Consider the following 22,521-nt stretch of genomic DNA (forward strand, 5'->3'; position numbering starts at 1 on the left):
TTGATGGGCTTTGTCAACACAATTATTTAAATTAACTGTCTTTTTACCTGATAACCTTGTTTTTACTAACGTAACCTTCAGCAGATGCTGCCTTCTGAAATGCCTCAAAATTCTTGTTGTTGTTCAGGTACATTGTATAAGTCCTCGGGCCTTCAAGATTTACCCTGATCTTGTCATCATCTATCTCATCTACTGTCATGGTCCAGTCTTCATCGTGGCACTCAAAGTTAAACACCACAGTATCCTGCACCTTGGGTTCTCCAAAGACGATCCTGCCCTTGGACTTTAAGATTATCGAATAGATCGCCGGAAGATTGTCAGCGCTCATCTTCACTGTTCCATCCGGGCCGTCAGCCATGCATATGTCAGACTCATTGCTGAGTACAAATACGTCTACCTTGAACTCCCTGATCTTCTTTGTTTCCATGAACAGGGCTGCTATTACAAAGATTGCAAAGCCCAGCGCCAGTGCTACCAGTAGGGCTACAATCCATATTCTGTCCTTTGATACTTTACTTTTCATACTCCTCTTTTTTGTCCTCACATTTTCTGCAATAGCTTTATCGCCGCTTCCATCGATACGCATTCTGCAAATCTTTTGGGCCACATCATCTCGTTATAGTACCTGTAAGTGGTCTCTGCGTCCATATAATCGTTGTCAAAAGTAGAATTGCTTTCGGCAGGAATAATTACTCTATAGCCTCTCTCAAAAGCTGATTTTATAGTTGCGTCGATACAAAAGTTAGTCTGAAGCCCGATTATCATCAACTCTTTTTCACCTGTATCTTTCAGGTATTCTGCGAAGTCATGATTTCCGAAACAGCTGTTTATGGTTTTAACAAACACTTTTTCATCGCTGTTTGGAGCCACCTGCTCTGCGATTTCAAAAGCTTCATCCCCAATCGAAAAACCCGATCCCGGTCCATCATCATGCTGGACGTAGATTACTTCTACATTGTTGCTCCTGGCTGTGTTAATCAATTCAGTTATGTTATTGATAAAGCTCTCGTAGGCATATAGCCTGTCGTTTGTTATGCCCTTCTGCACATCTACAACAAGTAATATCATATCCTCCCCCATTTCATCTCTCATAATTCACAAACCATAATGTATTCTTCATCGTTTTCATCGACAACCTTAAATCCAACGTTCTCATACATTTTTACGGCATAGTTGGCTTTTTGTACTGCCAAAGATGCCCGCTCATATCCTTGCCTTTTAAGCAGTTCCAGCATCTTAATCATCAGCTGTAATCCAATGCCCTGCTTACGATATTCCTTATACAGAGAAATAGCAAATGACGGAGTCGCATCATCGATATGGCCATAATCATCCATTATTCTCGTCCAAACAGCCCCAACCACTTTTCCTCCGAAATCAGCCACCAGACAGTTATCCCCCTGCCGACTGCCAAAATCATCTGTATAAACTCTCAATTCCGGTTTTTCAACAATGTCTTTTTCCGGTGGCTGGATCCCTTCCGGAATAAATATGGCTTCGTACAAAAAATCTTTAAGCAGGCCGACTTCATTTTTTCTCATATTTCTGATGACATAATTCATACGTTTATCATTCTGCATATGTGCCTATCCATTGCTCCTTTACAATTTGTTCCAACATAAATCCAGCATATTCTTTTGCAAAAATAGAGTCATATGTTATAACAGCGCCTTCAGCATAGTCATTCATTGCATTATATATCAAGCTATGATACCTTTCAGGAATATTGTTCAGCGCCCATTCGCCACCCTCTTTCTTGGAGAGGACAACGCCGTCTTTCAAATACGCAAGAACTCTTGCCAGATTCAATGTCAGATACATTGGATTATCTGCTATTTCATCTTTTGCATTTGCAACATCTTCCCAAATGGAATCTATATAGTCCTGTATCGGCACATCTGCAAACGTATCCTTGATTGGAGCTCCGTAAAGACACTTGCCTCTGTGATTTATGATCGTAAAATGCGCTGCAAGGTCTTTATCCTTACCTTTCATTTTCGAAACATAATCATCCGGATCATTTCTGTACCAATCAAGATGAGCAATAGAAAAATGCAGCTCAAAGGGAATCGGATAGGCAAATGGTTTGCAAACACTTTGTTTAACTACACTCATTTCAATCCCTTTGGCCGGTCCTTGGCTGCTTAGATCAACCACCATGCCCATATAGGCTCTTTTATCAGCATCTGACATAGAGTTCTTCACTACTACGATCAGATCAAGATCACTCTTAGCAGGATTAAAACACTCCATGACCGCTGAGCCGTGGAGATATATGCCTACAAGATTCTCCTGTAGGATTTCTTTTGATTTTTCAACGAAACCGGTTGTAATAATATTTGTATCCATATAGTAATGAATTATAGCAGATTCTTAGTTTATTCATTCCCCTTCTTGATCATCGCTATTGTCATTTATAGTTTCAATGAGTCCTGTAACTATATCCTGCAATTGTGCCGCGTTTTTATTTGTAATTACAGGTTTTCCGGTTCTTTTTTCCACCGCCAATCGTGCTTCTCCTGCCGCTTCCCCACCTTCAATTGCAACAATTCGATTTTCCTCAAAAGATTCCGGTTGTTTTTGCTTAGAAATTTCTGTAGTAGTAGCCTCAGCCAACATATTAAGCACCAGCTCCAATGTTGACATATTATCCCTGAGGTTTTCCTTTTTCAACCCTTTATGATTCTTATATTGTCGCGTTGTCATTCCGGACCAGGCTTTCGTTATCTCATCTGTCAGGATTGCATATTCTACGCCTTTCTTTACGCCACGCTTATCCCACTCGTCTGTAAGTTCTTTACGCACCTGAATAGCCTGCAAGCGCTGATTTATCCATTCTCGCGAATACCCCTTCTTAGCATAGGTTTCCAAAGCGCGTTCTATGGTCAGCTCCGGGTCTATTACTTCTTCAATTCGCTCGCGACCAACCTGAGCAAGCCACAGCTTGAATGGCTCAGCTTTCTTTGATGGGATCGACTGAATAATGCGAAGCAGCTGTTCTGTGTTGGCAACATCTGTTAAACGCATTTTTCCATCCTGAGCTTTCATCTTCAACTGGTTACAATTTGTAACCAGTTCATTTCCTTCTTCTTTTATTCTGTTTTTCAAAACTTTCCAATAATTTCTTGCACCGTCTGTATCTGGTTGTTCCGTTAATACACGCACTACATCCACAACCGAAAAATACCATTCTTCTTCGTCCTCTACCCATGCAGTCCTTATCGGTTGGTCTTCAAATAACTGAACTTTATCATTTGCCATCTTCACGTTTTCCCCCCATCAGTTCGCCTCCATTTATTTGCCCGTTTTCCTCAAGAAGCATAATATACCCCATCATTCTGACCACGTAATCCGGAGGAGCACTAATCCCCTGTTCCCACTGCTGAAGTGTTCTTACAGGAATTCCAAATTTTGAAGAAAACTTACTTTGCGATAATCCCGTTTTCTTTCGTAATTCCTTTATTCTTTCTGAAATATCCATATCTTAACCTCCGAAACATTTCTATACTTTATTAAAGTATAAAGCAGCATGTATACGTTGTCAACGTATTGCTTTTATTTGGCACGACATTATTTCCCAATAATAAAACTGCAGGTAATCACATGGATTACCTGCAATCTATTAGCGTTATCTATACCGGATGAACGAGACATCACAAATGTATCACTCCTCTTATAGAAATCGCTTCAAAACGCGATTTCTATAAGCGTCTGTTGTCGCCGGATACTTCGAAAATTCATATGGAAATCCCTACGGGATTCTCCGTAGCTATCAAAGAACCGGTCTTGAATGCAAGCATTCAGACCGGTTCTTCGCTATCTACTAAAACCACTTCGTGGTTTTTCCATATGAATTTCTCGTGCCCGGCTCGTTATCACTCCAGTTCCACCGTTCCCGGGGGCTTACTTGTAAGGTCGAACATTACGCGGTTAACGCCCTTGACCTCGTTGATGATGCGGCTCATGACCTTCTGAAGGACTGCAAACGGAATCTCTGATGCCTCTGCAGTCATGAAGTCTACGGTCTCAACAGCACGGAGGACAACTGCGTAGTCGTAGGTACGCTCATCTCCCATAACACCTACTGAGCGCATGTTGGAAAGAGCTGCGAAGTATTGGTCAGGGAGCTTCTCAAGGCCTGCCTCGGCAAGCTCGGTTCTGTAGATGTAGTCGGCGTCCTGAACGATGCGAACTTTCTCGGCTGTAACTTCACCGATGATACGAATACCAAGTCCGGGGCCGGGGAATGGCTGACGGAATACCAGGTACTCGGGAAGTCCGAGCTCAAGACCAACTTTGCGGACTTCGTCCTTGAACAAAAGACGAAGCGGTTCAATGATCTCCTTGAAATCAACATAGTCGGGAAGTCCGCCGACATTGTGGTGAGACTTGATGACAACTGACTCTCCGCCAAGTCCTGACTCTACAACGTCAGGGTAAATGGTTCCCTGGGCAAGGAAGTCAACTGCTCCGATCTTCTTAGCTTCTTCCTCGAATACGCGGATGAATTCCTCTCCGATTATCTTACGCTTTCTCTCAGGCTCCTCAACGCCCTTGAGCTTAGCGTAATATCTCTCAGCCGCATTGACGCGGACAAAGTTAATATCAAAATTACCGTTTGGTCCAAATACTCCCTCGACCTCATCGCCTTCGTTCTTACGAAGAAGTCCGTGATCAACAAAGACGCATGTGAGCTGTCTTCCGATGGCCTTAGCAAGAAGGGCTGCAAGAACCGATGAATCAACTCCGCCGGAAAGAGCAAGAAGTACCTTGCCATCGCCGACCTTCTCTTTGATCTCCTTAACCGTGTTCTCAACGAAGGAGTTCATTCTCCAGGTTCCCTGTGTATTGCAGATATTCCTTACAAAGTTGTGAAGAATCTCTTTACCCTGAACGGTATGAAGAACTTCAGGGTGGAACTGTATTGCGTAGAGCTTCTTGTCCTCGCAGGCAGCTGCTGCAACAGGGCAGTCTGCTGTATGTGCAATGATATCAAATCCGGGTGCAACCTTGCTGATGTAGTCGAAATGACTCATCCATACAACGGTCTCCTTATCGATATCCTTAAACAGTGTATCGTAGGATCCGTCAATAAAAGTATTGGTCTTGCCATACTCCCTTACAGGAGCTTTCTCAACCTTGCCACCTAAAAGGTGCATCATGAGCTGAGCACCGTAGCAAAGCCCCAGTACCGGAATTCCCAGTTCAAAGAGCTCTTTTGTGTAGGAAGGTGCACCTTCCTCATAACAGGAATTGGGACCGCCGGTAAGGATGATTCCTTTAGGCGCCATCTCCTTAATCTGCTCAATTGGTGTACGATAAGAATAAATCTCACAATACACATTGCATTCTCTGACTCTTCGGGCAACAAGCTGGTTGTACTGCCCGCCAAAGTCAATGACTATGACCTTTTCTTCTGAAGCCATTCTTCCTCCTCACAACTAAAATCTCAACTGCTATCACATCAAATACTGCCTTACAAAAATCTCCTTACAGTGATGATCGATCTGTAGGTTGCAGGACTGTACTTAATACCCGTCTTCTGAGTGCTGGCATGAACAATCTGTCCGCCGCCAATGTATATTCCAACGTGTCCGCCGTAGTAGATAACATCTCCCGGCTGGGCATCAGCATAGGAAACTTCTCTGCCGTAGGATCCCTGCCCCCAGGAGGTTCTGGGAACATTTATTCCAAAGGCCTTGTAAACTGACTGAACAAATCCTGAGCAATCTGCTCCGTTTGTAAGGCTTGTACCGCCCGGCACATAAGGATTTCCAACAAACTGGCATGCATACTTGGCTATATTGCTTCCTGTTGCACTTCCGGCTGCTGCGTAGGTCTTACCACCGCCGGAGGACCCTGATCCCGATCCGCCACCTGATGATGAAGATCCTGAATCTGAACCGCCATCTCCTTCAGCTGCTGCTCTTTCTGCATCCAGAGCGTTTTGTGTCGCCTGCTTGGCTGCATCAACTTCCTTCTGCTTGGCCTCGATCTTCTTCTGAAGACCTGCTATGCTGGCCTGCTGGCTCTTAACCTGAGCCGTATATACTGCTGCGTCCTGCTTAGCCTTGGCAAGCTTGACTTCATAATCAGCGTAAGTGGCCTTGTACTGGGCAAGGAGCTCTTCCATGTAGGCCTCTTCCTCTTCAAGCTCGAACTGAGAAGCTTCAAGCTCAGCCTTCTCCTCTTCAAGTCTCTGCGCAAGTGCAGCTGCTGCCTCCTTGGCTGCCACATATTCTGAGAGCTTCTGCCTGTCGTACTCATAGAGCTCCTCAATATACTGAGCTTTGTTCAAAGCATCCGCATAGCTTGTGGCTGTAAGAAGAAGCTGTACATAAGAAAGATTGCCTTTCTCATACATGAACTTCACCCTTTGGACCATTGATCCGTAAAGGGTTTCCTCATGATTCTTGGCCTCTTCGTACTCTGCATTGGTCTGATCTATGAGCTGAGCCTTTTCTTCAATATCTTCTTTTATCAGCTCGATATCAGTCATAAGACCGATGATCTCTGCATTTGTGGAATCTATAGCTTCCTGTGTCTCTCCGAGTGCCTCGGTAGACTCTGATATCTGACTGTTTGCCTCGTTTAACTTGCTCTGGCTTGCTGCCTTCTGGCTCTCGGCAGCTTTCTTTTGCTGCTTCAGGGCCTTTTCTTCCTCCTCCAGTTTCTTTTGCTGTTCCTGAAGTTCTTCACTGGTCGTGGCAAAAGACTGTACCGGAGTAAGTACAAAAAAAGCAAGGGAAAGTATCACGGCAACGATAGAATAAAATCTTTTCATCCCAATACCCCCTTGCTTTAATTTCAACAACTAGTATCAAATAAAACCAATTACTACTATATGTAGTATAACATTATTCTGAAATATTTGCATTCTCTACAAGGAACTCTGCAACCTGCTCAGCCATGATCTGCTCTCTGTAATCCTCTGTGTCAAAGGATGCCTTGAACTCATCAATGGTGTTGTAGCTTGACTTGAAGTAGTTGTCATAGTCTTCCTGGATATACTTATCAATGGTCTCCTGTGAAACCTCGATACCCTCTTTGTTTGCAATCGCCTGAAGAACCATGATTCTCTTGGTCTGCTGGTTAGCAAGGTCATTGAGGTAATCCTCAGGTGTTCCTGTAAGACCGTTGTTCTGCATTACTGTCTGAACATACTCTGTCTCTGAAACCTGAACGCCATATGTGTAAGCGATCTGCTGAACATAGCTCTTAAGTGAATCTACCATCTGGATGTAGTATCTGTTGTAGAGCTTCTCAGGCATCTCATCTACAGTTGCATTATCTGCTACCATCTCAACAGCTGCGTTCTTGAGGTCCTCATTGTACTGAGTATCTGCATCAGCTTCAAGCTCTGCACGAAGATGTGCTCTGAACTGATCCATGTTCTCAACATCCTCAAGGCCAAGACCCTTAACCCACTCATCTGAAGGCTCAGTATCTGCAACCTTGATGCTGTTAACTGTTACTGTAAAGATAACGTCCTTGCCTGCAAGATCTGCAGCGCCGTAGTCCTCAGGGAAGGTGAGGTTAAGATCAACTGTCTCACCCTTCTTAACTCCGATAAGGCCATCCTCAAATCCATCGATAAATGAACCTGAACCGATAACAAGGTCATATCCCTGTCCTGCTCCACCCTGGAACTCTTCCTTGGTGTCAGCGTATTTTCCAACGAAATCGATGTTGGCTGTATCTCCGCTCTCGATAGCTCTGTCAGTAACTTCCTTCATGTTAGGATTCTGAGAATAAGCACTCTTAAGGCTGTCCTCAACGTCTGCATCTGTTACTTCTGTCTTCTTGAGATCAAGAGTGATTCCCTTGTAATCTCCAAGCTTAACCAGGCTGTCGATGTCAACGTCATTAAGTGTTACTGCCTCAAGCCCTGAAACATCGATACTTCCGGAAGTCCCTTCCGCCGCTGCATCAGCTGTAACCTGTGCATCTGACTGAGCTGCCTCATCGGCTGTAGCCTCTGTTGTTGCTTCTGTTGTAGTTTCTGTTGTCTCTGTTGCTGCCTCTTTTCCGCATGCACAGAGCATAACCATTGATGCTGCCAAAGCAGCGATTATTCTATAGTTTTTCTTCATAATATGTTACTCCTTCAAACAATATTTCTTATACTACCACACTCTAACTTCTTATTAAAGTATTTAATTGCGCAAAACTAAAAAGAATGCTAGAATAGGTAGTGCACTTTTTATTTAGTTTGGAGGATTACATTTTGAGTACAGGATTAATAGTTTTAATTGTAGTTTTAGTTGTTCTGATTGCAGCTGTTGTTGCACTTTTCATACTCGGCAAGAGAGCTCAGAAGAAGCAGGAAGAGCAGCAGGTTCAGCTCGATGCCATGAAGCAGACAGTCACAATGCTGATCATTGACAAGAAGAGAATGAAGCTCAAGGAAGCAGGTCTTCCACAGGCAGTCATCGATCAGACTCCCAAGCTCCTCAGGGGTTCAAGACTTCCTATCCTCAAGGTAAGGATCGGCAACAGAGTAATGAGTCTTATCTGTGATGAGAAGATCTTCGACTCAGTTCCTACCAAGAAAGAGGTTAAGGCTTCAGTAAGCGGTATCTACGTAACAGAAGTTAAGGGCCTTCATGGTAAGGTTCAGGCTCCCGAGCAGAAGAAAGGATTCTTTAAGAATCTCGTTGCCAAGGCTCAGGAAAAGGCCGGAGCAAAAATGGTTAAATAATAAAAAAGATAAATGCGGTGACAACTTAGCTTGCCACCGCATTTTTTATGTCTATAACTATCATCGAACTCGAAACCACCTGGCCTTCAATCTCCAGGTCATAATCCGCAACCAGCTTTATTTCCTCGTCTCCGCCGACCTTGGTAAAGTCAAAGCTCTTGGTCCTTACCTTCATCAGCATGGTTCCGTAGGGCGTTGCATACTCAGTGTCATACTCAAGGTCATCGGCAAATGTAAGCGTTGAGGTAGTTGCTCCTCCTCTTACAATCTCCATCTTCCGGCCATCGGCACCGATGTGCACCCGGTTGTGAACCTTCATGTTCCCGGCTCCGGTATCCTGTTCCTCGTCGTATTCGACGATAAAACTTCCGTCCTCCAAAAGCTCATATATTCCCGCTGCCAAGGATTCAACCTTTTCAGTCGGTTCACCTTCTCTTGAATGTATGCCTGTAACACTGACCTCTACATTTCTCTTCATACAATTCACCTGATCATTTGCCGGGGTTAATGGGCTTTGTTAAAAAGAGCTCCGGAGCAAGGCCGGATTCTTTGACCGCCTCATAACCTTTTCTGGCATCTTCTTCTCTCTCGTAAACAGCAAAAACAGTTGGACCGCTTCCTGTCATAAAAGCCCTTACGGCTCCGTTGTCTTCAAGGACTCTCTCTATATCCTTGATAACGCTGTACTTACCTGTTGTCACAGGCTCAAGTACGTTGTGGATCTTGTCACACATTCCTCTGACATCACCCTCTTCGATGGCCTTCCTAATACCATCTATATCAGGGTGTTTCTCAATAACATTGCTATCCAGCTCTGTATATACCCAGCCTGTAGAAACCGCTATCGCAGGCTTTGCAACCACAAGGTAGAATTCCGGGGCATCCTTAAGAACGGTAAGTTCTTCTCCGATTCCCTCCGACAGAGCCGTTCCTCCAATGATGCAGTATGGAATGTCCGCTCCCAGTTTAACAGCTCTTTTGCACAGCTCCTCTTTGGAAAGTCCAAGCCCCCAGAGTTCATTAAGTGCAAGGTAAGATGCTGCACCGTCGGTGCTTCCTCCCGCCATACCTGCTGCCACGGGAATTCTCTTTTCCAAAGTGATGTCGGCACCGGCTTTAATACCGAATTCCTCTTTCAGCTGATTTGCCACCTTGCAGATAAGGTTGCTTCCATCCGTCGGAATGGTCTCGGAATTAGCCTTAAGGGTTATCTCCCCGTCTGCATTATCCTCAAAGGTCAGCGTGTCATATATATCTACATTCTGCATTATCATCTTTACCAGATGATAGCCGTCATCTCTTTTTCCGATTACATCAAGTCCCAGGTTTATCTTGGCATAGGCTTTTCTGGTTATCTTCATCTCTAGAATCCGCTCCCCTACTGATAATTTGCAAAAGAAATCTCTACATCCCCCGCTACTTCACATCTTCTCACCATCCATAATCCATTACAAGAAAAAAAATACAAAAAAAATGAAAAATTTTTATTTCAGGGGTTAAGTTTTTCAAAAAATTGCCGATAGTCAGAATAGGTAAACTATAGTTTCGTTTCAGCGCGGTATTAGCTAACCTGTGCGGAAAAGGAGTTCTATATGGGCGTAAACGGAGTTACCGAGGTTACTAACAACATCGCAACGACCTATACTTCAACCGTTAATTCTCCTGTCGAAGACAAGAAAAAAGACAAAGAGGTAGAGGTCAAAAAAGAAGCGGCTGCCGTATACGAGAAATCCGAGGAAAATTCAAGTACCTCCAAGGTTTCATCGAAAGAGACAGACAGAGCCAAGATCATTCAACAGCTGAAAGCAGATGATGCGCTTCGCCAACAGCAGCTTTTGGACATCGTCCATAAGATGATGGGCAAGCAGGCCAAGACCTATGGCATTGCAAACAGCGAAAATGACGAGGATTCTATCTGGAAATTCCTTGCAAAGGGCGATTTCACAGTAGACGCAGCTACCAAAGCGCAGGCGCAGGAAGACATTTCAGAAAACGGCTATTGGGGCGTTAAACAAACCTCAGAGCGTATTCTTGATTTTGCCAAAGCGCTTGCAGGAGACGATCCTGAAAAGCTCGAGAAGATGAGATCTGCATTTGAAAAGGGATACAAACAGGCCGAAAAGACCTGGGGTGGAGAGCTCCCTGATATTTCAAAACAGACCTTTGACGCCGTTATGAAAGGTTTCGACGAGCTCACAGGGAAAGTAGAAACTTAATACCGTTGCTAGTAACACAAAAGAGGAAGTGCCGTAAAAAGCTCTTCCTCTTTTTCCTTTTGTTACAGTATTTTTCTAAGTTCGTTTATGTCCTCTACGCCATACTGTTTCATGTAATTCTCGATTCCCTCTATCACATGAACGGTTGCGTAAGGGTCATGAAAGTTCATGGCTCCCACTGCCACAGCACTTGCTCCTGCCATGATAAACTCGATGGCATCATCTCCTGTGGCTATTCCTCCCATTCCGATAACCGGGATATCAACCGCATGAGCAGCCTCATAGACCATCCTTACGGCAACGGGCTTGATGGCAGGGCCTGAAAGTCCGCCTGTTTTGTTTGCAAGAGCAAACTTTCTTCTATGAATGTCTATCTTCATTCCTGTAATTGTATTTATAAGTGATATCGCATCCGCACCTGCTGCCTCTGCAGCCTTTGCCATCTCTGAAATGCTGGTGACATTGGGGCTGAGCTTCATGATAACAGGCTGCTTTGCGTGTTTTTTGATCTCGGTGGTTATCTCAGTAAGGGCCTTGGCATTCTGTCCAAAGGCAATGGCACCTTCCTTAACGTTAGGGCAGGAGACATTGATCTCAAGCATATCCACGCGCTCATCCGATAATCTCTCCACCACATCAACGTAGTCCTGAATGCTTTTTCCGCATACATTGACGATCACCTTTGTGTCATACCCTTTAAGGAACTCGAGATCTCTTTTGACAAAGGTCTCGATTCCGGGGTTCTGAAGTCCTATGGCATTTAGCATTCCGCCGTAAACTTCCGCAACTCTCGGTGTGGGATTTCCCTCCCAGGGCACGTTGGCTACGCCCTTGGTAACCACAGCACCAAGTCTGTTCAGATCAACAAAATCAGAATATTCCATGCCGGATCCAAAGGTTCCCGAAGCAGTCATCACGGGGTTCTTGAATTCAACGCCGGCTATATTAACAGAAAGTTTCAAAGCTTCACCTCCAACTATCACATATCAAGATCGTCAGCATCAAACACAGGTCCGTCGGTACAGATCCTTGTATTCTTAACCTGTGAGTGCTCATCGATCTCTTTTGTCTTACAGATACATCCAAGACAGGCTCCAACGCCGCAGGCCATTCTCTCTTCCAGAGAAACATAGGCCTTCATGCCGGTCTCTGAAGCATAAGCCTTGATGGCTCTGAGCATCGGCATTGGTCCGCAGGCATAGATCACATCTGCCTCAAGGCCGTTTTCCTTAATGGCATCTATGACATTTCCTTTGGTCCCGATACTGCCATCCTCTGTGGCAATGACAAGCTCTGCTGCCTTCTCAAAATCGTCACGCAGGAAAGTCTCGGCGTCCCTGTATCCCAGTACGCAGGTCACAGATGCTGCCTTACCTGCAGCCTTTAACTCCTTTGCTGTCTGGAGAAGTGGCGGAACTCCGATTCCTCCGCCCATGAGAAGAACTCTTTTGCCCTCTGCCTTATCAAGCGGAAAGCCGTTTCCCAAAACGCCTAAAATACTGATGTAGTCCCCGGGCTGATAGAGCGCAAACTCAGCAGTTCCCTGTCCTACTACTCTGTACACAAGCCTGATAGCGCGCCTTGCTCCATCAACCTCGCAGATGCTTATCGGTCTTGGAAGAAGTGTTGCCTTGCCTGCGGGATACACTCCCACAAACTGCCCGGGATGGGCATCTCCGGCCATCTCCGTCTCAAGCCACATGTCATAGATTCCGTCGGCTAAAAGCCTCTGGGAGAGGACTTTCGCCTCTGTTTTCATTTTCTTTGCCATATATCCACCTCAATCAGCTTTATATACTATTTGTCCCCTGCAGATGGTAAAGAATATCTTGCCGGGTAGCTTTTCTCCAAGAAACGGTGTATTTGATGCCTTGGAAACGCTCTTGTCAAACACCCACTCCTCATCGGGGTTAAAGATTATCAGATCCGCATTATCGCCAACTCTTATGGCTCCTGCCTCAAGCCCGTACAGAGCCGCCGGCTTGGCACTCATGCTAGATAGAAGTTCCATAAGGCTAAGGTATCCTGGCTTTACCAGTTCCCTGATGCCCAGTGCCAGCGAGGTCTCAAGTCCTGTGATTCCGCTGGGCGCCTCCTTAAAGCTCTTTTCCTTCTCTTCCTTGGAGTGTGGCGCATGATCCGTTGCGATCATATCTATGGTTCCGTCCCTCAGACCTTCGATTATCGCCTGTCTGTCGCTCTCAAGGCGAAGGGGCGGATTCATCTTGGCCAGAGTACCGTGCTTTCTTACCGCATCCTCTGTCAGCGTAAAGTGGTGTGGAGTTGCCTCAGCGAAGACCTTGACCCACTCTCTTCTGGCCTGTCTTATAAGTTCCACCGATTCAGCTGCGCTTATGTGCTGAACAACTATTGTAGCGCCGGTCTTTCTGGCTATTTCGATATCTCTTTTGACCATGGAGATCTCAGCTTCCCTGGGCGAGCCCTTAAGACCCAATTCCGCTGCCACCTCTCCTGCGTTGATCCCGTTTTCTGAAATAAATGAAGGGTCCTCCTCATGGAGGCTTATTACTCTGTCAAGCTCTGCCGCCTTTACGCACGCCCTCTCCATCAGCGCTGCATCCATTATGGGCTTACCGTCATCGGTGAAAAGAACTGCTCCCGCCTCTTTAAGCTCTTCCATCGGCACAAGCTCTTTCCCCTCCATATTCATGGTGACGTTACCACAGGTGTAGACGTTGATGCCGGTCTTACTGCCACGCTCCAGCACGTCCTTTATTGTAGCCACATTGTCCATGTGGGGATTGGTGTTGCCCATCATTATGACGCTGGTAAAGCCGCCCTTGGCTGCTGCCCTGGCACCGGTTTCGATGTCTTCTTTATAAGTGAATCCCGGATCTCTGAAATGAACGTGCCCGTCCACAAGGCCGGGCGCCACGATGCATCCTCCGGCATCTATCTCTGTATAGTCGTCGCCTGCCTCCATCATGGAGGCACTCTCTCTTGCTATCTCATCAAGACTGCCACACAGTCCTATCCTTACGATCTTCTCTTTGTCTATAAGGATGTCAAAAACACCCTCTGTCTCAGTAGCAGGATCCATGATCCTTCCGTTCTTTATCAGCAGCATGCATGCCTCCTTCGTGGTACGCTCTTTTATACTTTAACATAAAACGAGAAATCTATTCCATTTTTGCGCTTCTCATGAGAAAATAATAACGGAAATTTTCTAAGAAAGGCTCAAATAAATGATTCGTACAATAATTATTTTTATTTTTCTTGTTATTTTCCTGATCGTTTCACTACCAATGCAGCTGGTGCTCTTTATAATGCACAAGTTCAATGACGACAAGGCAAGGAAAGCATCCCTGGCAATTGTCAGCTGGGCATTCAACGTGATACTGTTCCTGGGCGGGATTAAGCGCATTGTCATCGGTGAGGACAACGTTCCCAAGGATGAGGCAGTTCTTTATGTCAGCAACCACCGCAGTATCTTTGATATCGTTGTCACCTACCCAAGAGTTCCGAGGCGTACAGGTTATATTGCCAAACAGGAATCCATGAAGCTCCCAGTTATCAGCTTCTGGATGGTATATCTCGACTGTCTTTTCCTCGACAGGTCAGATATCAGAAAGGGTCTTGAGATGGTGCTCACAGCCATCGACAAGGTCAAGAACGGCATTTCAATCTTCATCTATCCCGAGGGCACCAGGAACAAAACAGATAAGCCCCTGGGCGAGTTCCACAAGGGAAGCTTTAAGATTGCTCAGAAGTCCGGCTGCCCCATCGTTCCCGTAGTTGTCAACCACACCAGAGACTGCTTTGAGAACCACATGCCCTGGATCAAAAAGACCACGGTTGTCATTGAGTACTGCGAGCCCATCAGGATAAAAGAGCTAGAGAAAGAAGACCAGAAGAACATCGACCAGTACGTTAAGAACATTATCGAACAGACTTATATCAAAAACGAAAACCTGGAAATCTGATATATCAGGATATATAGACATAGAAAACCGCTTTGCATCTCCCATGTGGGTGATACAAAGCGGTTATTTATTTACATCTTGCTGCCCTTGGCGCCTCCGCCAAGCTTAACTCCCTCAAGGACGTTGGTCTCAAAGGAATATACAACCTTGTGATTTTCTCTGTCTGCCTTAAGAGCCAGCTGGATCATGTTGTCTAAAAGGTGCTCATACTTCATTCCAAGAGGCTCCCAGAGATAGAAAGCAAGGGATCCCGGAATGGTGTTGATCTCGTTAAGGTATACTTCATTGGTATCCATATCGATCATGAAGTCGATTCTTGATACTCCTGAGCATCCAAGAGCTATGAAGGCATCAACAGCCATCTTTCTGATCTTGTCTCTCATTTCTGAAGTGATGTCTGCAGGGATCTTTCTCTTAAGAGAAGCCATTCCCTTAGAGCCACTACTCTTAGCTCCGCCCTTGGAACCACTGATATATTTATCTTCAAATGAAAGGATCTCGTCTGAGTTTACAGGCTCCTCACACTCGGAAGCCTCTGCTGATTCATAATCACCAAGAACTGAGCAGTTGATCTCCTTGAGGTTTGTGATAGCGCGCTCAACAAGGATCTTCTTGGAGAACTCAAAGCCAAGGTCGAGAGCCTCTAAAAGCTCATCCCTGTCCTTGGCAACCTTGATACCGATACTGGAGCCAAGGTTCAATGGCTTAATGATAACGGGATATGTAAAGCCTGACTCAATCTTTGAAACAAGGCTGTCAACATCCTCGTAGTCCTTCCAGGTGTAGCACTTGCAGTCAAGAACAGGAATTCCGCTGTCCTTAAGAACTGTCTTCATTACATACTTGTTCATTCCTACTGCTGATGAGAGAACATCGCAGCCAACAACGGGAAGTCCCATTGTAGCCAGGTATCCCTGAAGTGTTCCGTCCTCAACGTTGGTTCCGTGAACAATAGGGAATGCAACATCAACAGTGGAGATGACGTTGTTTCCGAACTTCTTCATAGGGTATCTCATAAGAGAAACCTTATCTCCCTCCTTAACAAAGATAACCTGAGTGCTCTTTGCAAGGAGCTCTTTAATGTGGGTGTACTCCTCGATGTTTCCGATGGAATCTCCAACATAGAAGTCGTTGTTCTTGGTCATATAAACAGGGATAACATCATACTTTTCTTTGTTGATATATCCGATTGCCTGAATTGCTGAGATGATTGATATCTCATGCTCTGTACTTTTTCCGCCAAATAATACTGCTACCTTCAGCTTCATTTTGTTCCTTCTTTCATCTTACATACTAAAAATTTACTTATAGTTATCCGGAAGATCATTCTCAAGTAGTATAACCTTTTCTCTGCCTGCGTCAAGTTCATACATTAAAGCGCTGGCTTCGGTAAATGTATTCTTAATGAAAATCTTCTCGGGATCAAAGCCCGCATCGACTGCACCCTTCTTGATATCAGCACTGTTTACCGATCCCACAAGGATCATGTAATCGCAGACTTCTGCTGCCTGTGCACCAAATGCAGTGTTGTACTCTTTTGATTTATCTCCCAGTTCAACCATACCGGGTGTAACCAGGATCTTGACGCAATCCTCAAAGAGCGAAAGTGTCTTAAGCGCAACCTTGGCTCCGTTTGGATTGGCATTATAAGCATCATCAAGTATTGATACATTGCCGTGCTTAGTCAGCTCAAGTCTGTGAGGAACCGACTGAAGGCGCCTTACTGCCATCTTAAGCTTGGTCATTGAGATTCCGAGAGAGTTTGCACAGGCAATTGCTCCAAGGATATTCTGTACGTTATGCTCGCCCACAAGCCTTGTGTTAAACTCTGCGCTCTCTCCTTTTGGAGAAGTTACTGTAAATGTTGTTCCTCCGCCTGTGACCTTTACATTTGTGGCTCTGTAATCGCAGTCCTCAGACATACCATAGGTAATGGCATCTGAGTACTTCATGTTTTCTCTTATTACTTCATTGTCGTAATTAACAAACTTAAGGTGTTTGCCTTCCTGTTTCCCACCTTCTGCCTTCTCTTTTTCATCAACGGCATCAAGAAGTTCATACTTGGTGCTGATGATATTCTCCATTGAATGGAAGGTCTCAAGGTGCTGAGGGCCTATAGATGTGACAATTCCGTCATCAGGATGAACGATATCCGTGATCTCTTTTATATCATGAAGATGCCTTGCGCCCATCTCACAGACAAAGATCTCGTGAGTCGGCTGCATGTGCTCTCTTATGGTCCTTACTATACCCATCGGAGTATTGTAGCTCTCTGGAGTCATGAGGACTCTGAAGCCCTCTGATAAAAGAGTGGTCAGGTAGTACTTAACACTGGTCTTACCATAACTTCCGGTAATTCCTATAATGCGTAATCCCTCGTGCTCATTCAGTATCCTCTTGGCATCATCTATGTACCACTTGCTGATTCTCTTCTCAATTGGCTTGTTGATAAGGTTTGCAAGAGCTGTGATAAAAGGAATAAGTCCGCAGTAGAACACCATTCCAAAGATTGCAAAGAACATTGCGTTGGTAGAATCTGCGCCGGAGCTTATTGCTACCAGATAAGGCACCAGTGAAAAGATAAGTGCAAGCACTACGTAGGTCACAAACAGTCTCTTTACTCTGTCGGTCACTACAAACTTTTTCTTGGCCTTTCTGGGAATGTTTGCAATTATAAGTCCGATAAGGATCGGGCAGATGGCAATTGCAGCCACAAGCTGAATTCCTTTTGGAAACTCAAAGATCGGGAATCCCAGAAGTACACTTACGATGAACAGCAAGTGAAAAAGAGGCTTAACCCAGTTACCTCTGAGGAACCTGAAGTACCCCTGAAACTGATAGCTGGAAAGCTGCAGCATATGTGTATAAAATCTGAGAGCCAAAATCGCCAGGCATATAAGCGGCAACATAATAATGATCATTTAAAACTGCTCCTTACATTTCGATTCCAAGGAAGCTTCCAAGGATCTTGTAGAAAAGATACGGGTTATCAAGGAATGAATAGTGTCCGGCACCTTCAATAACAGCAAGGCCTGCTTCGGGCATCTCTTTTTCCATCTTCTGTCCGTCGGACAAAGGAGTTGCTGTATCCTTATCTCCCCAGATCAGAAGCGCCGGCATTGTTACCGACGGCATATAGGGAACCAGATCCTCGTTTACTACCTTTACAAGGCTCTGCCTCATGACGGGAGATGCTGCTGCGTAGTCCGCACTTCCGAATTTCTTCTGAAGAGCATCGATTGTTCCCGGGAAAGCCTTGGCAATTCCGGTCTTGGTCAGGATATTCTTATAAAACTTATATCTCTTTGTTCTCTTGTTCTGACCCTCTGTCTTAACCGGCTTAACTCCGGCAGCATCAGTAAGGACAATCTTGGGAATCGTAAATCCAGCGCTGAGCCTTCCGTCCTTAAGTCCCGATGCGAGCTTGATGATGATCCTTCCTCCCATGGAGTGTCCAAGGAAGATGATCTCTTTCTCATCAGGGTAAAGAGTCTTAATAAACTCCAGAACAAAGTCCACATAATCATCCACATTCATGGACTCTGCCGGCTCATCACTCTTACCAAAGCCGGGCATATCCATGGCTACAACATGGTACTTCTTCTTGGCAAAATTGATAACACCCTTAAAGAGCTCAATGTTGGAGCCCCAGCCGTGAAGCATTATAAGAAGTGGTCCGTTTCCCTCATCTATGTAGTTGATATTTAATCCATTAATTGTTGTATTCATGACCCATCCATATTAACACCAGTGGCGTTACTTTTCCAGTACACTCAGCATAAAAATCAGCATCGAGTCGCTCCTGGGATCTACTGCAATTCCAGCCTTTCCGGCTTCCTGGTATGTCCTCTCTGTATCCGTTGTCACGTAGTTGATGGCATCGGGGTTTCTGCCCATAAGAAAATGCGCATGATCCTCGATTATCGTGGTGTACTCATAGTTGTAAATAATGTGGTCCGTAATGGTAAGGCACATCATGTCCCTGAGCATCTTATCAAAGTTATCCTTATTTCCAAGGTCCGTCACCAGATAGGTGGACTTCGATGCCCGTGATGCAATCTTCTCAGACTTCTTCATCAGAGCCTTCATAAGAATCCTGCACTCCTCCACATCAACAGCATGATTGATGGACAGATACGTCACACCTCCGATAAACACGTTGTCATCTGTGGCAAAGAGCTCGAGGAAATCATCGCTCTGGAAATATGCATTTAAAACTTCGTTGTAAGCTTCTGCCCCCGTAGCTCTGTAGAGCTGTGCTGCTGCCTTAAATGCAGCTGTGTTGTCCAAGGCTTTCTGGTTGTTTAAATAGCAGCTGTACGCCCTGTCTGCAGCCTTTAAGCAGGTTGTGGCAAACTCCGCATCATACTGCTGATAGGTATAACTGAATCTCGCCATCATTGAGGCAAAAGAAATCGTAGCTTCCATGGACACAGGCGTCACAATTACCGGCGTATTGATGGCCTCTCCTCCTCTGACCGGGTCCGTGAGCGCAGCTGCATACTCGCCTCCCGTCCTTGAATCCTGCATCTTTAGGAGCCAATCCACTTCGTACTTAACTTCGTCGAGAATATCGGGAATCCCATTTCCGCTCTCGGGAATCCCCACCTCATCAGTAAAGGCAGTGGGATTCATCTCAAAAGCAAGAAGAAGATTCTCTGCAATGTTGCTTCCAAGGGCTGTATCTCTTCCTGCCGACTCATCCATGTGCCAGCCGCCGGTGACATCAATCTCTGTCGAAGGGTCCTCTTGAAGATGCGCCGGCTGTGTGTGACAGGCGCTGTGGGTATTATCCCCGGCATAGTTCTCAGAAAGCGCGATTCCGCATCTGTTAATGTAATACTTCTTGCAGGCTTTATCGAATACATCCTTAAAGACATTTTCTTCTATGGTAAAAGAGTATGACTCTCCCACCACATCCGTACTGACAAAGTAATTACCCTCTTCCTTCAGATCAGTAAAATACCCCAGACTGTCATACTCATCAAGCTCTTCGTTATATACAGACTTTAATATCTCTCCGGAAAAGACCTTTTTGCCGCTCTCAAGTTCATAGACCCCGAAGGTCTTTGGCAGGTCTTCTCCCCTGAAAACAACTGCCTTCTCCGATCCCAGGCTATATCCCACCTGGTCCACCATTACTCCGGGAATCTGCTGCGGGGCTTCGTAGTCTACTAAAGAAGTGGCACTGCCCGAGACTTCAGAAACCTCCGTTGTCATTTCAGCAGAAGAAGCGCCGCAGCCTGCGACGCTTCCCAAGATTGTCATTGTTAATAATGATGTCACTACTTTTTTCATACTATTATTGTACGCGGTTGAAGTTTATAAGACAACCGTCGAGGATTATCTGCCTCTCATCATCTGTGAGATTTCCAAGCTTTAATGAGAACTCCTCGAGCTTACCATCCTTTACAGCAAAGGCCTTGATGTCATCGCTCTTTTCGGCTACTGCTGTTCTGATGCCCGGAAGGAAGATGTAATCCTTATTCTTAAATGGCAGCTCGCCTTCCTTGATGATGAATGGAAGCATACCCCAGTTTATAAGGTTTGATCTGTAACGCTTTGTGGCGTATTCGTTGGCCACGTTAGCCCAGCCTCCAAGTACCTTCTGGCAGGATGCAGCCTGTTCTCTTGCTGAACCGTCACCCGGTTTAACAGCAAAGATAGTTGATCCAAAGCCAAGGTTTGAATTGTTGACATCGGGGAACTGCCCTGTGATCGCATCCATTACGCCCTTAAGTTCGCCCCATGCGCTGATTGGATCTCCGCCCTCTGTCAGTGCTTCCTGGGCTGCCCTGATCTCTTTTGCAAGGCCTACATAATTAGGATCCTTTCTTGAGAGTGTAAACTCTGCAAGACCAAGAGGATTGGATCTGTAGGATGAAGTCTCACCTGAAGGGATGAGCTCATCTGTTGTTGTAACGGGATCATGGATCTCTGATACAACCCTGAGCACAAGGTTCTCAGGAAGCGCACTCATCTTGGGCCAGTCCTTGATGTTCGGACCAAGAACCAGTTCAACTGATGGATCTGCCTTACCCTGTGAATCAAATACTCTGTTCTTATAAATAGCACTGTCAAAGTGATATTTGTACTTATTAAGCTCTCCGTCAAACTCAGTTGCGGGAGTAAGAACGCCCTGATTAGCTGCTGTTGCTGCGATTGAACGTGCATCCATAAGTGCAACGGAAGCAACCTGTCCGTTCTGAACCTTAGAACCTTCTCTGTTCGGGAAGTTTCTTGTGGAGTGCCTGATACTGAAGGCGTTGTTGGCAGGTGTATCTCCTGCGCCAAAGCAAGGTCCGCAGAAGGCTGTCTTAAGGATTGCACCGGTCTCAAGAATAGTAGCTGCTGCTCCGTTCTTGACGATCTCCATGTAGATAGGTGTTGATGCAGGATATACACTCAAGGTGAACTTGTCATTTCCGATGAAGTGTCCCTTAAGAATGTCAGCTGCAGCACAGATATTCTCAAATCCGCCGCCGGCACAGCCTGCGATGATTCCCTGATCAACCATGAGCTTGCCGTTCTTGATCTTGTTCATCAGTGAATACTCTATCTTATCGCCAAAGCTTACCTTGGCTCTCTTCTCAACGTCAGCTAAGATATCGGCAGCATTGGCATTGACCTCAGCTATCTCATATACATTACTTGGATGGAAAGGCATAGCTATCATAGGATTAAGTGAATCAAGATCAACCTTAACAAGTCCGTCGTAATATGCAACCTTGCCGGGCTTAAGTTCCTTATAATCGCCGCTTCTTCCATGGATGTCATAGAACTCTTTTATCTCATCATCAGTTTCCCAGATAGATGTAAGACATGTGGTCTCAGTGGTCATAACATCTACGCCGATACGGAAATCTGCGCTGAGGTTCTTGACACCGGGTCCTACGAATTCCATAACTTTATTCTTAACATATCCGTCTCCGAATACCTTACCGATAATGGCAAGAGCAACGTCCTGAGGACCTACTCCCTTCTTGGGCGCACCCTCAAGGTAAATAGCAACAACTCCGGGCATATCAACATCATAGGTCTGGCAAAGAAGCTGCTTAACAAGCTCAGGTCCGCCTTCACCGATAGCCATTGTACCAAGGGCACCGTATCTGGTGTGGGAGTCTGATCCAAGGATCATTCCGCCGCCGGTTGCCATCATCTCTCTCGCATACTGATGAATGACAGCCTGATGAGGTGGTACGTAAACTCCGCCGTACTTCTGAGCTGCTGTAAGACCAAAGACATGGTCGTCCTCATTGATAGTACCGCCTACTGCACAAAGTGAATTGTGGCAGTTGGTAAGCACATAAGGAATGGGGAACTTCTCAAGGCCTGATGCCCTGGCAGTCTGAATAATACCAACATAAGTGATATCGTGGGAAGCAAGCTTATCAAACTTGATGCAGAGCTTGTCCATATTGTCAGATGTGTTGTGCTCTTTTAAAATTCCGTAAGCAATTGTGCTCTTCTTGGCGTTTCCGATCTCGTCGTCTGTAACGCCCATAGAGGCCAGTGCAGCCTTAGCTTCGTTGTCATCAGGAATAACAGTGCTTCCGTTTACAAGGTAGCATCCCTTATCCAGTGTGGTTACCATCGCGATTCCTCCTAACCTTTTAATCCGCTATACATGTATACAATTATCCATAGCCACCATTTTATC

General features: G+C 45.4%; 22 protein-coding genes. 3 read left to right on the top strand and 19 right to left on the bottom strand.

From position 1 onward, the window contains the following. Positions 1-43: 43 nt before the first annotated feature. The 9 genes from G589_RS0104920 to tig form a co-directional block, all read right to left on the bottom strand. Positions 44-523 (bottom strand): hypothetical protein, encoded by a 480-nt coding sequence (locus G589_RS0104920; protein ID WP_026521297.1) that lies wholly within the window; start codon positions 521-523, stop codon positions 44-46. A 17-nt stretch (positions 524-540) separates the two neighbouring features. Beyond that, on the bottom strand, positions 541-1,068 hold the full coding sequence (locus G589_RS0104925) for a cysteine hydrolase family protein (RefSeq protein ID WP_026521298.1): 528 nt from the start codon (positions 1,066-1,068) through the stop codon (positions 541-543). A gap of 20 nt (positions 1,069-1,088) precedes the next feature. Continuing rightward, the gene (locus tag G589_RS0104930) at positions 1,089-1,562 is read right to left on the bottom strand and encodes a GNAT family N-acetyltransferase (RefSeq protein WP_026521299.1); all 474 of its coding nucleotides are present in this window, start codon (positions 1,560-1,562) and stop codon (positions 1,089-1,091) included. Positions 1,563-1,569: 7 nt separating this feature from the next. After that, positions 1,570-2,193, bottom strand: coding sequence for an aminoglycoside adenylyltransferase domain-containing protein (locus G589_RS0104935; RefSeq protein WP_242826421.1), 624 nt, complete (start codon positions 2,191-2,193; stop codon positions 1,570-1,572). A gap of 189 nt (positions 2,194-2,382) precedes the next feature. Continuing rightward, the gene (locus tag G589_RS0104940; RefSeq protein WP_026521301.1) at positions 2,383-3,261 is read right to left on the bottom strand and encodes a BRO-N domain-containing protein; all 879 of its coding nucleotides are present in this window, start codon (positions 3,259-3,261) and stop codon (positions 2,383-2,385) included. Further along, positions 3,251-3,481: a helix-turn-helix domain-containing protein gene (locus tag G589_RS0104945; protein WP_026521302.1), complete on the bottom strand. Its 231-nt coding sequence runs from the start codon at positions 3,479-3,481 to the stop codon at positions 3,251-3,253. The genes G589_RS0104940 and G589_RS0104945 overlap by 11 nt, the downstream gene beginning before the upstream one ends. Positions 3,482-3,875: 394 nt before the next feature. Continuing rightward, positions 3,876-5,426: a glutamine-hydrolyzing GMP synthase gene (gene guaA, locus G589_RS0104950; protein ID WP_026521303.1), complete on the bottom strand. Its 1,551-nt coding sequence runs from the start codon at positions 5,424-5,426 to the stop codon at positions 3,876-3,878. 50 nt (positions 5,427-5,476) lie between these two features. Continuing rightward, on the bottom strand, positions 5,477-6,784 hold the full coding sequence (locus G589_RS0104955; RefSeq protein ID WP_026521304.1) for a C40 family peptidase: 1,308 nt from the start codon (positions 6,782-6,784) through the stop codon (positions 5,477-5,479). Positions 6,785-6,857: 73 nt separating this feature from the next. Continuing rightward, entirely contained in the window at positions 6,858-8,093 is a 1,236-nt protein-coding gene (tig, locus tag G589_RS0104960; RefSeq protein ID WP_026521305.1) for a trigger factor, read from the bottom strand. Positions 8,094-8,227: 134 nt separating this feature from the next. Here tig and G589_RS0104965 point away from each other — a divergent pair, with 134 nt between their 5' ends. Next, on the top strand, positions 8,228-8,701 hold the full coding sequence (locus G589_RS0104965) for a type IV pilin (protein WP_026521306.1): 474 nt from the start codon (positions 8,228-8,230) through the stop codon (positions 8,699-8,701). Positions 8,702-8,726: 25 nt separating this feature from the next. Here the strand turns inward: G589_RS0104965 and G589_RS0104970 are convergent, their stop codons facing one another. Continuing rightward, positions 8,727-9,179, bottom strand: coding sequence for a DUF1934 domain-containing protein (locus G589_RS0104970; RefSeq protein ID WP_022767803.1), 453 nt, complete (start codon positions 9,177-9,179; stop codon positions 8,727-8,729). Positions 9,180-9,192: 13 nt separating this feature from the next. Beyond that, positions 9,193-10,062, bottom strand: a complete 870-nt coding sequence (gene ispE, locus G589_RS0104975; RefSeq protein WP_026521307.1) for a 4-(cytidine 5'-diphospho)-2-C-methyl-D-erythritol kinase — start codon at positions 10,060-10,062, stop codon at positions 9,193-9,195. Positions 10,063-10,293: 231 nt separating this feature from the next. On the opposite strand from ispE, the gene G589_RS0104980 reads away from it, so the two are divergent. After that, the gene (locus tag G589_RS0104980; protein ID WP_026521308.1) at positions 10,294-10,917 is read left to right on the top strand and encodes a hypothetical protein; all 624 of its coding nucleotides are present in this window, start codon (positions 10,294-10,296) and stop codon (positions 10,915-10,917) included. Between the two features lie 62 nt (positions 10,918-10,979). On the opposite strand, the gene G589_RS0104985 is transcribed toward G589_RS0104980, so the two are convergent. Genes G589_RS0104985 through G589_RS0104995 form a run of 3 tightly spaced genes read right to left on the bottom strand, consistent with a single transcriptional unit; the run spans position 10,980 to position 14,005 of the window. After that, positions 10,980-11,879: a dihydroorotate dehydrogenase gene (locus tag G589_RS0104985; protein ID WP_026521309.1), complete on the bottom strand. Its 900-nt coding sequence runs from the start codon at positions 11,877-11,879 to the stop codon at positions 10,980-10,982. A gap of 17 nt (positions 11,880-11,896) precedes the next feature. Then, complete coding sequence (locus tag G589_RS0104990; RefSeq protein WP_026521310.1) at positions 11,897-12,688, bottom strand: dihydroorotate dehydrogenase electron transfer subunit; 792 nt, start codon at positions 12,686-12,688, stop codon at positions 11,897-11,899. A 9-nt stretch (positions 12,689-12,697) separates the two neighbouring features. Then, positions 12,698-14,005, bottom strand: coding sequence for a dihydroorotase (locus G589_RS0104995; RefSeq protein ID WP_026521311.1), 1,308 nt, complete (start codon positions 14,003-14,005; stop codon positions 12,698-12,700). Between the two features lie 118 nt (positions 14,006-14,123). On the opposite strand from G589_RS0104995, the gene G589_RS0105000 reads away from it, so the two are divergent. Next, the gene (locus tag G589_RS0105000) at positions 14,124-14,861 is read left to right on the top strand and encodes a lysophospholipid acyltransferase family protein (protein ID WP_026521312.1); all 738 of its coding nucleotides are present in this window, start codon (positions 14,124-14,126) and stop codon (positions 14,859-14,861) included. Positions 14,862-14,932: 71 nt separating this feature from the next. Here the strand turns inward: G589_RS0105000 and G589_RS0105005 are convergent, their stop codons facing one another. From G589_RS0105005 to G589_RS0105025, 5 genes are read right to left on the bottom strand one after another with little or no spacing between them, the layout of a single operon-like run. After that, a complete protein-coding gene (locus tag G589_RS0105005; protein ID WP_022767810.1) occupies positions 14,933-16,129 on the bottom strand; it encodes a D-alanine--D-alanine ligase family protein in 1,197 nt (398 codons plus the stop codon). Between the two features lie 33 nt (positions 16,130-16,162). After that, positions 16,163-17,782 (bottom strand): Mur ligase family protein, encoded by a 1,620-nt coding sequence (locus G589_RS0105010; protein ID WP_051192192.1) that lies wholly within the window; start codon positions 17,780-17,782, stop codon positions 16,163-16,165. Between the two features lie 13 nt (positions 17,783-17,795). Continuing rightward, a complete protein-coding gene (locus G589_RS0105015) occupies positions 17,796-18,590 on the bottom strand; it encodes an alpha/beta fold hydrolase (protein WP_026521314.1) in 795 nt (264 codons plus the stop codon). 27 nt (positions 18,591-18,617) lie between these two features. Next, positions 18,618-20,147, bottom strand: coding sequence for a glycoside hydrolase family 9 protein (locus G589_RS0105020; RefSeq protein WP_196811848.1), 1,530 nt, complete (start codon positions 20,145-20,147; stop codon positions 18,618-18,620). 16 nt (positions 20,148-20,163) lie between these two features. Further along, entirely contained in the window at positions 20,164-22,455 is a 2,292-nt protein-coding gene (locus G589_RS0105025; protein ID WP_026521316.1) for a hydratase, read from the bottom strand. Positions 22,456-22,521: the final 66 nt, after the last annotated feature.

It is taken from the genome of Butyrivibrio sp. VCB2001, from assembly GCF_000423965.1.
Lineage (GTDB): Bacteria > Bacillota > Clostridia > Lachnospirales > Lachnospiraceae > Butyrivibrio.